At 41.2% G+C, this 15794-nt stretch carries 10 protein-coding genes and 1 other RNA gene; 1 reads left to right on the forward strand and 10 read right to left on the reverse strand.

Annotated elements, in window-relative coordinates:
* Nucleotides 1-44: 44 nt before the first annotated feature.
* From rlmB to P20495_RS18405, 7 genes are all read right to left on the reverse strand, one after another.
* Complete coding sequence (gene rlmB / locus P20495_RS18435) at nucleotides 45-788, reverse strand: 23S rRNA (guanosine(2251)-2'-O)-methyltransferase RlmB (protein ID WP_007378377.1); 744 nt, start codon at nucleotides 786-788, stop codon at nucleotides 45-47.
* Nucleotides 785-3280, reverse strand: coding sequence for a ribonuclease R (gene rnr / locus P20495_RS18430; protein ID WP_007378378.1), 2496 nt, complete (start codon nucleotides 3278-3280; stop codon nucleotides 785-787). Before rnr ends, rlmB begins: the two co-directional genes overlap by 4 nt.
* A 392-nt stretch (nucleotides 3281-3672) precedes the next feature.
* Entirely contained in the window at nucleotides 3673-4410 is a 738-nt protein-coding gene (locus P20495_RS18425) for an enoyl-CoA hydratase/isomerase family protein (protein ID WP_008133778.1), read from the reverse strand.
* A 430-nt stretch (nucleotides 4411-4840) separates the two neighbouring features.
* On the reverse strand, nucleotides 4841-6007 hold the full coding sequence (locus P20495_RS18420; RefSeq protein WP_008133779.1) for an FAD-dependent monooxygenase: 1167 nt from the start codon (nucleotides 6005-6007) through the stop codon (nucleotides 4841-4843).
* Nucleotides 6004-7191 carry a 2-octaprenyl-6-methoxyphenyl hydroxylase gene (gene ubiH, locus P20495_RS18415; protein ID WP_008133780.1) on the reverse strand — a complete coding sequence of 396 codons (1188 nt, stop codon included), beginning with the start codon at nucleotides 7189-7191 and terminating at the stop codon, nucleotides 6004-6006. The genes P20495_RS18420 and ubiH overlap by 4 nt, the downstream gene beginning before the upstream one ends.
* A 15-nt stretch (nucleotides 7192-7206) precedes the next feature.
* Nucleotides 7207-8529 (reverse strand): Xaa-Pro aminopeptidase, encoded by a 1323-nt coding sequence (gene pepP, locus P20495_RS18410; protein WP_008133781.1) that lies wholly within the window; start codon nucleotides 8527-8529, stop codon nucleotides 7207-7209.
* 28 nt (nucleotides 8530-8557) lie between these two features.
* Nucleotides 8558-9121 (reverse strand): UPF0149 family protein, encoded by a 564-nt coding sequence (locus tag P20495_RS18405; RefSeq protein WP_007378383.1) that lies wholly within the window; start codon nucleotides 9119-9121, stop codon nucleotides 8558-8560.
* A gap of 193 nt (nucleotides 9122-9314) precedes the next feature.
* On the opposite strand from P20495_RS18405, the gene ssrS reads away from it, so the two are divergent.
* Nucleotides 9315-9497, forward strand: a non-coding RNA gene (gene ssrS / locus P20495_RS21405) — 6S RNA.
* 186 nt (nucleotides 9498-9683) lie between these two features.
* Here ssrS and P20495_RS18400 read toward each other — a convergent pair.
* Genes P20495_RS18400 through P20495_RS18390 form a run of 3 tightly spaced genes read right to left on the reverse strand, consistent with a single transcriptional unit; the run spans nucleotide 9684 to nucleotide 15485 of the window.
* Nucleotides 9684-12767: an efflux RND transporter permease subunit gene (locus P20495_RS18400; protein ID WP_008133782.1), complete on the reverse strand. Its 3084-nt coding sequence runs from the start codon at nucleotides 12765-12767 to the stop codon at nucleotides 9684-9686.
* Complete coding sequence (locus P20495_RS18395; RefSeq protein WP_007378385.1) at nucleotides 12764-14080, reverse strand: efflux RND transporter periplasmic adaptor subunit; 1317 nt, start codon at nucleotides 14078-14080, stop codon at nucleotides 12764-12766. Before P20495_RS18395 ends, P20495_RS18400 begins: the two co-directional genes overlap by 4 nt.
* Entirely contained in the window at nucleotides 14070-15485 is a 1416-nt protein-coding gene (locus tag P20495_RS18390) for a TolC family protein (protein ID WP_033014943.1), read from the reverse strand. The genes P20495_RS18395 and P20495_RS18390 overlap by 11 nt, the downstream gene beginning before the upstream one ends.
* Nucleotides 15486-15794: the final 309 nt, after the last annotated feature.

Raw genomic sequence — 15794 nt, forward strand, 5'->3', positions numbered from 1 at the left:
TCTTTTTTAATACTTAATTTAAATTAGGTATTATTTATTAGGTATTAGTTATTTGCGTTACGTTGGCGTAAAACTTCAAACAAACAAATACCCGTGGCTACCGATACGTTTAAGCTTGAAACTGTACCCGCCATTGGAATTTTAACAAGCATATCGCAATGCTCACGCGTTAAGCGTCGCATGCCCTCGCCCTCTGCACCCATAACAATAGCCATTGGGCCTGTTAAGCTTGCATCAAATACGTGGTTATCAGTTTCGCCAGCGGTACCTACAACCCATACGCCTGCATCTTTAATTTCGCGAAGCGTACGTGCAAGGTTAGTCACTTGAATAAGCGGTACTGTTTCGGCTGCGCCACATGCCACTTTACGTGCTGTGCCGTTAAGCTTTGCAGAGCGATCTTTAGGTACAATGATAGCGTGAACACCAGCAGCGTCTGCACTACGCAGGCATGCGCCTAAGTTATGCGGATCGGTAATACCATCAAGCACCAGTAAAAACGGTGTGTCTTCACGAGCGATTATCGCATCAAGATCTTTTTCGTTAAACGTTGGCGCTGCTTTTACGTTGGCAATAATACCTTGATGCTGCTCACCTTTTGATTTGCTATCAAGGGCTTTGCGCTGCATAAACTGTACTGAAATACCAAATTTACGTGCTTCATCAATAATCGGAGTTGAGCGTTTGTCGTCACGACCTTTAAGGGCATAAATTTCTACAAAGCGCTCTGGTTCGCTTTCTAAAATTGCTTCAACAGAATGAAAGCCAAAAATTAATTCATTACTCACGTATTGTCTGCTCCTGGGCTAGTACGTTTACGGGCATTTTTGCCTGCTCTTTTAGGCTTTTTAACGGCCTTTTTCTTCGGTTTTTTCTTTACGGCAGTGTCTGCTGCTTTTTTATCTGCAGGTTTTGTTGCAGACTTATTTGCAGGCTTGCCTTTATCTTTATTTGCTGGCTTTTTTTTACCTTTTGGTTTGTCATCGCTGTGCGACTTTTTACCTGGTACTTTGCCTGCTTTTAATTGCGAACGCACACTTGCTGGCGCATGCTCAGATTTACCTGAGCCTTTTTTAGGTGCACGACGGCGTGAGTATCGGTCTTGTGCAACATCGCCTTTAAGCGTTAAGTTTATACGGCGATCGTCTAAACTAACCGATGCAACTTTAACTGTTACTTTATCGCCAAGGCGATAAACAGTATGCGAGTGCTCACCTATTAGGGTGTGTTTTGCAGCATCATGTGCAAAAAACTCATCGCCTAAATTAGTAACGTGAATAAGCCCATCAATTTGTAAATCATCTAAACGAATAAACAAGCCAAAGTTAGTGACCGATGAAATAACACCGTTAAACTCGTCACCTACGTGATCTTGCATAAACTCACATTTAAGCCAGTCGGCTACTTCGCGAGTTGCATCATCGGCGCGGCGCTCTGTTGTAGAACACTGCTCACCTAGTTGATCAACTTCGTCGTCTGTATAAGCATATTCGCCAGACGTTTGCTGACCTTGTGCTTTTATTACTGCTTTAATAGCACGATGCACGACTAAATCTGGGTAACGACGTATTGGCGATGTAAAGTGCGCATAAGCCGATAACGCTAAACCAAAGTGACCAATGTTATCTGGCTGATATACAGCTTGTTTCATTGAGCGCAGTAACATAGTTTGAATAAGTTCAGCTTCTGGGCGGTCACCTAGTCGCGCTAATACTTGCGTTATTTCTTTTGGTGTTGGTTCGTCGCTTAATGTACTTTCAATACCTAACTCGCCTAAAAACTTAGTAAAGTTACCTAGTTTTTCTTGGTCTGGTTCGTCATGCACACGATAAAGCGCACTCGCTTCGTGCTTTTCAAGAATTTTAGCCGCCGATACGTTGGCTAAAATCATACATTCTTCAATGAGTTTGTGCGCGTCGTTACGAATAACAGGCACTATTGATTCTATTTTACGTTGAGCGTTAAATACAAAACGTGTTTCTAGGGTTTCAAACTCAATGGCACCACGGTCTTGGCGTGCTGCTTTAAGTGCCATGTACATTTGCTGTAAATCAGTTAAATGTGGCACAACGGCTGAGTATTCTTCGCGTAGTTTTTCGTCGTTTTGTAAAATGGCATTTACTTTGGTGTAAGTTAAACGTGCATGCGAGTTCATCACGGCTTCGTAAAACTTATAACCCGAAAGTTTACCCGCGCTCGATACGGTCATTTCGGCAACCATACATAAGCGATCTACTTTTGGATTAAGCGAACATAATCCGTTAGAAAGCACTTTTGGTAGCATCGGAATTACTTGCTCAGGAAAATACACTGAGTTACCACGCAAAATTGCTTCTTTGTTAAGCGGCGTGTTCATTCCTACGTAATGCGATACATCGGCAATGGCAACCCATAAGCGCCAGCCACCTGATTTTTTAGGTTCACAGTATACGGCGTCATCAAAGTCGCGTGCATCTTCGCCATCAATAGTGACAAGTGGTAAATCACGTAAATCTACGCGACCTTGTTTGTCAGCTTCTTCAACAAATTCACCTAGGTGAGCAACTTGTGCTTCAACTTCTTCTGGCCATACATGTGGAATATCGTGATTGCGCAGTGCAACTTCAATTTCCATACCTGGGGCTAAATGCTCACCAAGTACATCTATAACTTTACCTACCGCGTTCATGTTACGGCTTGGATTTTGCGTAATTTTAACCTGCACCATTTGGTTATGGCGGGCACCGTTTTCGTTGCCTGGTAAAATCATTATATCTTGCGTTATGCGCGGATCTTCAGCGACTACAACAGCAACACCGTGCTCAACAAAGTAACGGCCAACAATTGGCGCGCGCTCGTTAGTAAGCACTTTTATAATACGTGCATCGCATTTTGAGCCAGAACCACGTTTAGTGCCTTTAGCTAGTACAATGTCGCCATGTAACACCATATTCATTTGGTGCTTAGCAATAAACCAATCTTTACTCTCGCCTTCAACTTCTAAAAAGCCGAAACCGTCTCTGTGGCCTATTACTTTGCCTTTGGTTAAACCGGCTTCGTCAATTAGGGCGTAGCATTTAAATTTATTGAAATACAGCTGTCCGTCACGCTCCATAGCGCGAAGGCGGCGTTTAAATGCTATTTGGCGTTCGTCATCGTTTACTGCTAGTTCTTCACATAATTGCGCGTAGTTAGCAGGCTTTGAACGCTCTTGAAGGTGAGTAAGTATAAACTCACGACTAGGGACTGGGTTTTCGTACTTTTCTTGTTCTCGACTGAGATTTGGATCTTGGTTTGACATTCACTATCTTGTTAGTTGGTTATGTAGGTATTTTAACCCATATAGTTATAATGAGACAGGTAAAAGCTATTAAACTTTTAAGAAAGCACTTTTACCTTACTGTATAGTTTAAAAATCTAGCGCAATGGGACTTAACGATCCCTTAACTGCAAAGCATTTAGTCATCTAGTAACAATGCTAAAACACTTCGCGCTATTATAACCTGAGCTCTGGATAATAAATCTATCTCGAGCAGCTATTTTCAGCGCTAACAGCGTTGAATATACTTGCAATAGGCCAGCTATTGACGCGTAAATTCGCCTTGTTTTCACTAAAAATCTCTGGCTAGAGAAAATAAATTTAAATATCACCATGATTCAATACGTTAGTAAATCTCTTAACCAGAGTTCAGGTTATTTATTTTTTTGTAGGTTTTTCCACAGCAGTTTACTTATATTATCAATAAAGCTTGGGTCTTCTTCTTTCATCGTAAGTAAAATCTGCTTATTCATTTGTGTTTTATTTTGAGCGTAAATCCAACGGTTTTTATTAAACTGCTGGGCAAACTCAAGTGCACCCGCTTGTAGTTCGTCATTATTTGTAAACACAGCTTCAACTACTTTGTTCTCTAGCAGCTGCTCTGCACCAACCCGCTCTCCTGACATAGCTAGACGATTAAAGAATGTTTGCGAAATTGCTTTATTAATTATAGGAAACATCGACGGAACAAACGGCACCATTACATCCACTTCAGGAAAACAAAAAAAGCCTTTGTCTGATTTCATAAACCTAAAGTCGCACGCACACGCAAGTACAGCACCATTACCATAGGTATGCCCGTTTAACGCAGCAATAATAGGCATAGGAAAAGTAACGATGCGTTTAAATAAATCGCCTATTTGCACCATAAAGTCAGAAATTGCTGCTGGTAAAATACTTGGATTAGACATCCATTGAAGGTCGATACCCAATGACCAATTTTTATCACTTGAAGACGTTAAAATAACTGACTTAATATTTTGATCTGCTTCAATGTGGTCTAGGTGTAAATTAAACTCAGCCAAAAACGCTGGATTATGACGGTTTTCAGCGGTATTCATGGTGAGTATAGCGGTGTTATTTTTAGTTGTTAGTTCTATTAAATTTGCCATTAAATCCTCTTTTTTGCTTTTTAAGTTAACTCTAAGCGCAGTTCATTATTTTTATAGTTATCAATAATACCAACTCGATTAATTAAGTGGTCTATTTTGGGGCAAGAAAACCTTGTCGATTATAAGGCAAATTAGTTGTTCTATATCAAAAATTTTAACACAGTTAGTGTCAGATTTAATCCCTCAAATTGATTAAGTATTATTGCGGATTGGTATAAGGCATGTTTATTTTTTGAGGTTAAATTTTCAGCGGTATGTTTAACTTGGCGCTTATAATATTCGAGGTTTGGTAATTAATCGTCTTGAATTCAAGTATTTAGTTTGGATAAATTTCAAAAAATAAGAAGCACTTAATTTAACTCAATATAAACATTAAAAAAGGCGCTCTTAAATTAAGCATCGTTCTTTACAAAACTTATTGCTGATGTTTTTACTTTCCTATCGCTTCTTTGGCGAACAAGTGTTTTATTGGCCCTAGGTTATCAACTAGCGACAACCCTACTCCGCGAATAAGCTTTTTAAACGGATTAGCCCCTTCAAATAACTCTTTTAGCCCTTGCATCATGGCTATGTGTTTTTGTGCGTCGAGCTTACGGGTACGTTCGTAATCGCGAAGTGTGCGCGTGCTTGCAAATTCTTTATTATTACTTGTTAAAAGCTCAATTAAATAAGCGGCGTCTTTTAGGCCTAGGTTCATACCAAGCCCTGCAAGTGGATGGATTGTATGTGCAGCATCGCCAATGAGTACCACTTTGCCTGAAACCCATTGCTGGGCGTAGCGCATTTTAAGTGGGAAAGCCACGCGCTTACTTTGCACTTCACACAAACCGCATTGACCATCTATTGCAGCCATAACGGCTTTATTAAAGGCACAATCGTCCATTGCAAGCAGCTCATCGCAGTGGTTTGGGCTTGTAGACCATACTATTGAATGCGTATTTGCATCGCTCAGAGGTAAAAATGCCAGTGGCCCGGTTGGTAAAAACACTTGGCGTGCGGTATTTGCGTGCGGCTCTTTAGTTTTAACAGTCGCAACTAGCGCATGGTGGTCGTAATCTTTAAAGCTAAGCGCCATATTAAATTGTTTGCGAATAGCTGAGTTTGCCCCATCAGCGGCCACCAGCAGTTTTGCAATAATTGGCTCGCCGCTTTTAAGCGTTATAAATACATCTGATTCGCTTTGATGTATTTGCTGATACTGCGTATCGAACATTAGCGTGGCGCTTGGTTGTTGCTCTAGCTCTTTTATAAGCGCGTAGCGGATAATGTCGTTTTCAACAATATGGCCTAAATGTTCAAGCTCAAGTTGTTCGTTATTAAACGCTATTTTGCCAAAACTGTCGGCATCACGTACATCCATATGCGTATAAGCGCACGCTCGCTGTGCGATAATTTCGGGCCATACGTTTAATTGTTCAAGCAAGGTTTGACTTGCAATGCTTAGCGCACTTACGCGCAAACCATATTCGTCAGTTGGCAACGCTTGTGTTGGTGCTCCGTCGAGTACAACTACGCTTATATCGGCTTTTGCCAATCCAAGTGCCAGTGTCAACCCTACGCAGCCACCACCTACAATACAAACCTGTGCTTGCTTCATAAACGCCTACCTTGTTTAACTTGCCCCATTAACTGTTTGGCTAATGGCGCTTTTAATGCGGGAAATAAATCCATCGAAAACAACCCAATACTGCGCCCCAATGCGAGCACTCGCGATGAGCTTGAAAAAAGCCTAACAAGTGCATCGGTTAAACTCATTACGGTTTTTATATCATCACAGCGCTTTTTTGAATATTCACGTGTAAACGCATAGCTGCCTAAATCGTGTCGGCTGTTTGCTATTAAATTACTAAGGACTTGCACGTCGCGAAGGCCTAAATTAAAACCTTGCCCTGCAATAGGATGAATAGCATGTGCAGCATTACCAATAACCACTGTACGGTGCGCAATTAAAGACTCAACTTGCCCGTAAACGAGCGGGTAACTCGTGCGCATGCCTACTTTAGTAAATTGCCCACCGCGATAACCAAACGCGCTTTGCAGTGCACTTATAAAGTCTTGTTCATTAAGTGCCATGTGCTGTTCGACTTGATCTTGACGCATACACCATACTAACGAATAACGGTTATTGCTCATGGGTAATAACGCCATAGGCCCGTTTTGTGTAAAGCGCTCAAAGGCATGATTATTATGCCCACCAGCCACTTCTACATTAGCAATAATAGCGCCTTGTTCATAAGGCTGGGTATTAAAACCAAGCCCAAGTAAACTACGTGTTGGTGATTGTGCGCCATCAGCAATAACCAATAGCGCTGCGTTTAATTGCTCGCCGCTTTGTAGGGTGAGTGTATTGCTATGCAGAGTTTGCTCAATGGCAGTTACGCTATCGGGGCACAAAAGCGTAATATTTGACTGCGTTAAACGCAGGTGGAGCGCTCGGCCAAAAGGGTTAACTTCTACTACGTAACCAAGTGAGGGCTTAGCAAATTCGTCGCAATTAATGTGCGCTTTGCCAAAGTGGCCTCTATCAGACACGCTCACTTTTTTGATTGCTGCGGTGTAAGGGGCATTTTGCTCAAATAAATTGAGGCTTTGTAAATACTCTACCGATTGCTGAGCAAGTGCAATACTTCTGTCGTCAAAGCTTGGGTGGTAGTCGCCGGTCACTTGATTAGCTTCTACAACGGCAATATTTAACGCGGGATTAGTTTTAGCCACACTTAATGCGCAGCTTGCTCCTGCTAAACCACCGCCAATAATAACTACATCAAACTGCTTAGCCACTTTACTCTCCGAGCTTTATACGTTTTTAGCACTTTGCATAAGTGCTTCTATATCGCTAATTTTTTTAGGTACGCTTAGGGTCAAGTTTTCATGGCCGGTTTCGGTAACTAGCAAGTTATCTTCGATACGAATACCAATGCCTTTGTATTTTTGCGGTGCGCTTGAGTCTTCGCTTATATAAAGCCCAGGCTCTATAGTGAGTACCATACCGGGCTCAAATGCACGCTCAACGTTATTTACTTTGTAATCGCCAACATCATGTACATCTAAACCAAGCCAATGCCCAAGCCCGTGCATGTAATATTCTTTACATACCCCTTTTGCCATTAGCTCATCAAAGTCGCCGGTTAAAATACCTAAATCAAGTAAACCTTGGGTCATTACTTCCATTGCTAGTTTATTAGCATGCGACATAAACCCGCCGGGTTTAACCTCTTCAAAAGCAACTTCTTGCGCTTTAAGAACAATATTATAAAGCGCGGCTTGCTCTTCGCTAAATTGTCCATTTACTGGAAAAGTACGGGTAATATCGGCGGCGTATCCTTGTAGCTCGCAACCGGAGTCTATAAGTACCAGGTCGCCATTTTTTAATACGTCGCTATTTTGCGTGTAATGTAAAATATTGGCGTTGTCGCCACTACCAACAATTGTGCCGTACGCCGGGTGCGGCGCACCATTCATGGCATAATGATGATGTAGCTCAGCCTCTAGCTGAAATTCAGTAGCTCCGGGGTGTGAAAAACGCATAGCGCGCATGTGCCCTCGCGCACTAATTTCACAGCCTTCTCGCATAACATCTATCTCGCTTGGCGATTTAAACAAACGCATTTCATGAATAAGGCCGCGTATTTCTTTTAAAGTACTCGGTGCTTTAAGGCCTTTTCGTGAGCCACTTCGAAGTGTACCTAGTAACGAAAACACTTTAGTATCAAATGAAGGATAAGCACCTTGTGCAAAATAAATCGCATCTTTTTCATTTAGTATATCGAGTAGCTTATCGTTTAATTCACTTAGCGGGTAAGCTTCATCAAACAAGTAGTCACTTTTAGCTTTATCAAAGCCAACTCTGCGGCCATGCCAAATTTCTGCAAGCTTGTCTTTATCTAGGCAAAATAAAGTACTGGGTGCATCGCTGTTGTTACATAGTACAAGTACAGCGTCGGGTTCGTTAAAGCCAGTTAAGTAAAAAAAGTCGCTATCTTGTCTAAATGCATATTCGGTATCGCGGCTGCGCGTAACTTCGCTCGCAGCAGGAATAATAGCAACGCTATTTTTATCCATTTGCGCAAGTAAACGCTCGCGGCGTGCTTTAAATTCTGACTTTTGTACTTCAACCATTATTAACCAACCCGTTTAACTTTTTAAACTAATGAAGTGTTTTTTTAGTACTTTGCGTGTTTTGCTCTTTACCAAGCTCTGCAAAACAAAGTAGTGCTGATACGCGCACATATTCAATCACTTCGTGCAGCGCTTGGCTGTCTTCTTCGGTTTCTTCAAAAGTGGTATCTAGGCGAGTGATTTCGCTAAAATCAGTAATAACTTCTTTAACATCGCTCGATAGTTTACCGTAATCTTTTTGCTTTAAGCCAAAACCAAGCATAAAACCTGCTACCCATGATACGAGGCCATTAGCCTGATCGATGAGTGTTTCGTCGTCGCTTGGTAAAAATAAATCAAACTGAAATTCATCATCATTAAAGCTCGCGACTACTTGCTTATAAATAGTGCCAAAAAACTGCTTTAAATCGTTACTAAACGATTCACCATCGTTAAACACATCGCTTAAAAGGCCTAAGTATTCTTTGTCGTCAATGGTTAAACCACACGCAAGTAAACCACTAATTACACCATGCGCTTCGGCAGGTGATACAAATATTTCGTTTTTTTCTAAAAGCAGTTGAGCTTTTTCGTAATCGGGTAAATCGTTCATAATCGAATCTTCGCTTTGCAAGTTAAGGCAATGCTACCACTCGATAAAAAGCAACTCCAATTAATTGTATGATCAAGCTCAAAAACCATGCGATTAAGTAAATGACGGGTTAAAGATGCGGAAAAACTAAGCGAACAGTTTAATTTTTTACGTTTGGGGTTTAAGGATTGGATTATGTCTTATATACTTAAATTGTTCCCTGGGGTACCGGAGCTTAGTTAAGTCCCTGAGCCGATAAATTTTATACCAGGGTTTCTGTTCGTCTACTATTGTGCAGGCTCGGCATGTACCGAGAAGCCTACGGTAAACCGCAGATTCCCGCCCTGAAACCTTCTGGTTTCAGGACTGAAACCGAGTACCGTATCTTGGGGAACACCTTTTTTGCAAACCCTCGCCTTTAAAAGGCTTTATCAAAAAAATTAACCTTCCTGTTTACTCTTATATTTATCTAAATTTTTTATTCACTTATCTTCAATTGTCTAATATTACTTTTTAGCTTATAAAAAAAGCCGCAGGTAATTACTTACCTACAGCTTTAATAATCACGTATTTAAGAGTGAAGTTATTTAAACCAACCTTGAAAACGCTCCATTAGCATGTAGTTTATTGGTACTAACAATAAAGTAATAAAGGTAGCAAAAATAATCCCAAACCCTAAGCTCACCGCCATTGGTATTAAAAACTGTGCCTGAGTCGCTTTTTCAAACAGTAATGGCATTAAGCCAATAAAGGTCGTTAAACTAGTTAGCATTACAGGGCGAAAACGTGATGCACCTGCAATTTTTATAGCATCGAGAACTTTACCACCTTCACTGCGCTTTTTATTAATAAAATCAACGAGTACGAGGGAGTCATTTACCACCACCCCGGTTAGCGCAAGCATACCGAGTAAACTCATAATAGTTAAGTCCATTCCCATGATCCAATGCCCTACTACAGCACCTATCATGCCAAATGGAATTACACTCATTACTATAATTGGTTGTAAGTAAGATTTAAGCGGTATTGCTAATAGCGCATAAATTATGAAAAATACAAACACAAGTGCCCAAGCCAATGACCCAAACGACTCTCGCTGCTCTTTAGCCTCACCTTCTAGTTTGTAATCTACTCCAGGATATTGCTGCATTAACCCATCTAAATACTCCGTTAGGTCAGCCTGCAGTATGGTCATGTTGGTATTATTTTTTTCGATATCGGCTGTTACGTTTAATGTGCGGTAACGGTCTATTCGGTTAATAGTTGACGGGCTCTGCCCTGCGGTAAGAGTTGCAACATGCGATAACGGCACCGAGCCACCAGCTGGTGTATTTATAAGTATATTTTGTAAATCGGCTACAGAGCGACGCTCTTCAATAGGCAAGCGTACCATTACACGAACATCATCACGTCCGCGCTGAATACGCTGTACTTGCGAGCCAAAGAACGAGTTACGCACTTGCCCTGCAACATTAACTCTATTTAAACCCAGCGCTAAGCCTTGCTGCGTAAGCTCTATTTGTAACTCTTCTTTACCATCAGACATACTATCGGCAATATCAAATACCGTTGGATAGGTCGATAAACGGGTTTTAATGTGATCAGCCACGTCTTGTAAAATAGTCAACGAAGTGCCGCTAAGCTGAACATCAATGGGGTCTGAACTTCGGCCAATTTCGGCTCTAAACGTTAAACTTTCGGCGCCTGGTATGACACCAATTAAATCGCGCCATTCGCTGGCAAGTTCTCGTGATCCTATGTCTGATTCACGCTTTTCAGCCGGTGTTATTTCAAAGCGTACAGAGCCTGAATTAGATACACCACCACGCCCGCCTGTTGTGGCTAATATATTTAAAATAACGCTTTCACCTGTATCTGGGTCGCGGTATTTTTCTTGTAATTGCTGCGCTTTTTGCGACATATCAATTACGTATTTATTAGTGACTTCAAACGGCGTACCTGTTGGTAGTGTTAAGTTAACGCGGACTGTTTCGCTTGGTATACGCGGGAAAAATACAAACTTAGTCCAACCGCTAGTGATCATGGTTAAAATTATAACAAATACACCAATAAACAAGCTTACCGAAGCCAATTTATGGCGCAGTGCTAAATTTAAAGTGGGTTGATAGTATTTTAAAATCGCGTTTTCAAATCCATCTGCAAAACGCTGTTGAATAACATCAAACTTTGAAGGTTCGCCTTTTTCGTGGCGTAGTTTTATATATTTTAAATGTGCTGGTAGTACAAATTTAGATTCAATCAATGAAAACAATAATACCGGAATAACCACTACCGGTATTTGTGCAAACAAGGCACCACGCGCCCCTTCAATAAAGGCCAAAGGTAAAAAGGCAGCGACGGTAGTCAACACACCAAATGTTACTGGTGTTGCTACTTCTTGAGTACCTAAAATTGCGGCCTGCTCGCCCGACGTAGCTGTTTTTAAATGGGTGTAGACGTTTTCACCGGTAACTATGGCGTCATCAACAACAATCCCCAGTACCAATATAAAGCCAAATAAGCTCATAATATTAAGGGTTACGCCAAAAATAGGCATCGCTATAAACGCGCCCATAAACGAAACCGGAATACCAATAAATACCCAAAATGCAATTGCAGGGCGTAAAAACAAAGTAAGTAAAGCCAGTACTAAAATACCGCCTTGTAGGGCATTGGTCGTTAGTGTGGCAATTCGACTTTTAACCAGCTCCGAATCATCATCCCAGTAACTTAGTTCAAATCCTTGTGGAAGGGAGCTTTGTTGCTCTTTTATGTAATTTTTAACTTCGTCAGCAACAGTAATCGCACTTTGCGGACCAATTCGATATACGTCGATAAATGCAGCCTGCTTACCATTAAAGCGAGTACGTACTGGGGTTTCTTCAAAATCGTCTTTAATTATTGCAATATCGCCTAAACGAATAATCGTGCCGTCAGCTTGGTTTTTAACAACAATATTGGCAAATTCATCTTTACGATATGCTTGCCCTTTAGAGCTTATAAGTACGTCCCCACCTTCAGTTTTTAAGTTACCAGCAGAAATATCAGAGCTTGAATTAGCAATGGCACTCGATATTTGTGCCAAACTTAAATCGTACTGGCGAAGAACGTCTTGGCTTACTTCAATGGCAATTTCGTAATCACGAACACCACTTAGCTCTACTTGCGTCACATTTGGTAAGCGTAGAATTTGATCGCGTACTGTTTCTGCATATTCACGGGTTTCTTTTTCGCCGTAATCACTCGATACAGTAACCGCGATAACTTCGCGAATTCGCTCCGCAAGCGCGACTATTGGCTTTTCAGCATCGGCTGGAAAGGTGTTAATTGCATCTACACGACTTTTAATATCGGCTAAAAGCTCACGCGGGTCGTAGCCCGTTTCAACTTCTATTGTTACAGAGCCAGAACCTTCAGAAGAGCGGCTAAATATTTGCTTAATACCTTCTAAATCTTGTACGGCTTCTTCTATACGAATTGTTACGCCTTGCTCTACATCCTCTGGTGTTGAGCCACGCAAACTTACGTTCACGCTTATCATGTCGGTTTCGAATGAAGGGAATACTTCAAGCGGTATTTTAGTCGATAAACTAAAAAGCCCCGACAGCAGCAACGTTACTAGCAATAAGTTAGCTGCAACATGGTTTTTGGCAAACCAAGCTATCATGGCTTATCTCCTTGCTTTGCTGGACGGCGTTTTTTTAACTCTTCAACACTAATACCAAGCTCTTTTGCTTTTTGTTCAAGTTGCTCAGCTGTAGGGCGCTTTCCTTTACCTTGCCCATTCGCTCCACGGCTTTTAGGTTGATCTGCACTTTGTTCACCTAAAATACTTACTTGAGTTCCTGAACTTACTTGACCAAGTGGAGTAATAACAAGCTTATCATTTGCGTTTAAACCGGTTTTTATCATCGCCTGAGTCGCATTTTGCCAAGCTAGTGTGATGTCTTTGCGCTTAAGTACGCCACCTTCAACAATGTAAACGTACGTTCCTTGATAAATTGTACTGTTAGGGATTATAAGTGCGTTAGATACTGTTCTGCCGGTAATTTGCGCTTTTATATACTGCCCAATTTTTATTGGGTACTGGTTATTTGCTGTTGCTTTATACGGGTCATTAATTTTAGCAACGACATAAAGCTGCTGTGCGCCTTCATCTATAGCACCTTCTGTGCGTGCTAATTGACCTTGCCACGTTTGCTCACCTACTAAGTCAGAAGTAAATTTAACAATTGAACCCGCTTGGTTTTTAGCACCATCGCGATACTGCTCTGGTAAATTTACAAATGGGAGATCTTTATTTTTAATTGGTAGGCGAATCTCAACGCTATCGATTGCGTAAATGGTGGCTAGCTGTGTGTTGTTAGTAACAACTTGCCCTAAATCAACACTACGGCTAAGTATACGCCCCGCATATGGCGCCGTTACTTTAGTGCGCTCTAAATCAAGCATCGCTTTTTCAAGTGCTGCTTGCGCCGACAAAACCTCAGCTTCAGCGGCTGCTAGTTGTGGCTCACGTAGTACTAAGCTGCTTGCCTGATTTGAGCCGCCAAGGCGCTTCCAATCGGTAATAGCTTGTTGCCCACGCGCCTTCTCTTCTAGCAAACCTTGCTCTGCGGTTAATAAATTGGCTTGAGCAGATTTAACTTCAGCCTGATGATCTCTGTCGTCTAGTTTTAAAAGTACATCGCCTTTTTCAAAAAAACCGCCTTCTCTAAAGTCATCACTTACTTCAATTATTTGCCCAGATGCCTGAGCCACTAACAAGCTTTGTGTACGTGGTTTTACAGTACCGTAGCTGTCTATCATCACTTGATAATTTTGTGGTTTTAGCTCAAGCGCAGCCACACTTATTGATGCCTTAGGAGGTGTCCCAAAGCGTTTAGCCTCAGGCGTGTTATTTTTAATAAACATAACAATTAAAATAGTGGCAACTATAACCACCGCTGGAATAATAATTTTTGCTGTTTTAGTTTTCATCGTTATTGCTCTTTAGTTCACTTGAGGGCTTTGCAAAATCACCACCAAGGGCAATGTGTAAGTTAATTCTATTGGCTATTAATTGGTTTTTAATATCGATTAAGGAGCTTTGCGCGTCAAAAGAACGGTCTTGGGCATCAAGCACAGTCGTGTAAGTTACCAAGCCACTTTGATACTGCTCAAACGACAATTGCTCTGCAGCAAGTGCGTTTTCTTGTGCCTCTAATGTGCTTGTATATTGAGCTTTGAGGGACTGCTGCTGCGAAATTGCATTTTCAACATCGCCAAACGCGTCATAAAGCGTTTGTAAATAAAGCTGCTCTTGCTTTTGAGTATTAAGACGCGCTATTTCTTCGTTGGCTTTTAAGCGCCCTCCTTCAAAAAGTGGCGCTGAAATACTACCTAATAAAGACCATGCAAGGCTTGATGGAGAAAACAAGTCGCTTACTCGGTCTGTACTATCACTTAATGAAGCTGTTAAATCTAAACTTGGAAAGCGTTGTTTATGCGCATATGCCAATGATGCATCGGCTGCTAAAAGCTCATACCAACTTGCACGTAGAGTAGGTTTTCGCGTTATAAGCTCAGAAGGTAATCCTAGAGGAATATCGGTATTAATAACAGGTAAGTCACTACTAGCAGTAATAGCGCCTTTTGGGTATTCACCAAGTAAACGCTCAAGTACACGTGCTGATGCCGATAAACTCGCTGTTTGAGTGGCAATGCGAGAGCGTTCATTATTAAGCTCATTACGCGCTAAATACACATCGAGCGCTTCGTTTATACCTTGGCGATAGCCAGACTCAATAATATCTAGATTTTGTTGTGCATTGGCTTCACGACGCTTAAATAAATCCAGTAATTGCTGCGCCGTAACAACATCGAACCAGCCTGTTACTACATCAGCAACGAGTTGCTGTTTAGCTTGCTCAAATCGTGCCTGTTGCGCTAAATAGTTAAGATTAGCTTCGCGCTTAGCGTCAGAAAGCTTACCCCATAAATCAACCTCGTAAGTTAAATTTAAACTAACTGAACTTGCGTTGTCGTAACTTACAGGGCGGTTGTTTTTACTACGGCTTGTACGTGTTGATAAATCGAGGCTTGGCCAAAGTGCAGCGCCCGAGACTATAAGTTGCTGCTTTTGAATTTCAACATCATAACTCGTTTGCAAAAGCTGTTGGTTGTTTTTAAGTGCTTGTTGTACAAATTTGTTAAGCGTAGGGTTTTGTAATTGCGTAAGCCATTGCTCTTGTACTTTTAATACTGAGCTTGATGCTTCTTGCTGCCATTGCTGAGGCATATTATTAGGCGCTTGCATGCGCTGCGACGAGTTTAAATCACTCGCACAGCCGCTAAGCAGCATCACACTAATTGCCAATAGGGTTGGCTTGCATTGCCAAATCATAATTAAACCTAAATTACTGCTATTTATGAGGTTAATTCAAGCACTTTGGCAAATTTTGCTCAACCTACTTTACATAACATTACATAGCTAGCGATGAACTAACATATTTGCAAGTTATACGGTAAAAATGAGTAAATGATCAGCAGTTTTTAATAATAAAAAATTAATTTTTTGTAATGTGTTTAAGAGATTAACTATACAAAAACAAAAAAGCCCCACAATAAGCGGGGCTTTAAATAAATGTGCCGACTAACAAAGTCGAGCAGGTAACTTATACAGACTACTGATTACAAGTCAGTTGCTTTGCTC

Origin of the sequence: Pseudoalteromonas sp. BSi20495, assembly GCF_000241185.1 — a bacterium.
GTDB classification, from domain to species: domain Bacteria; phylum Pseudomonadota; class Gammaproteobacteria; order Enterobacterales; family Alteromonadaceae; genus Pseudoalteromonas; species Pseudoalteromonas fuliginea.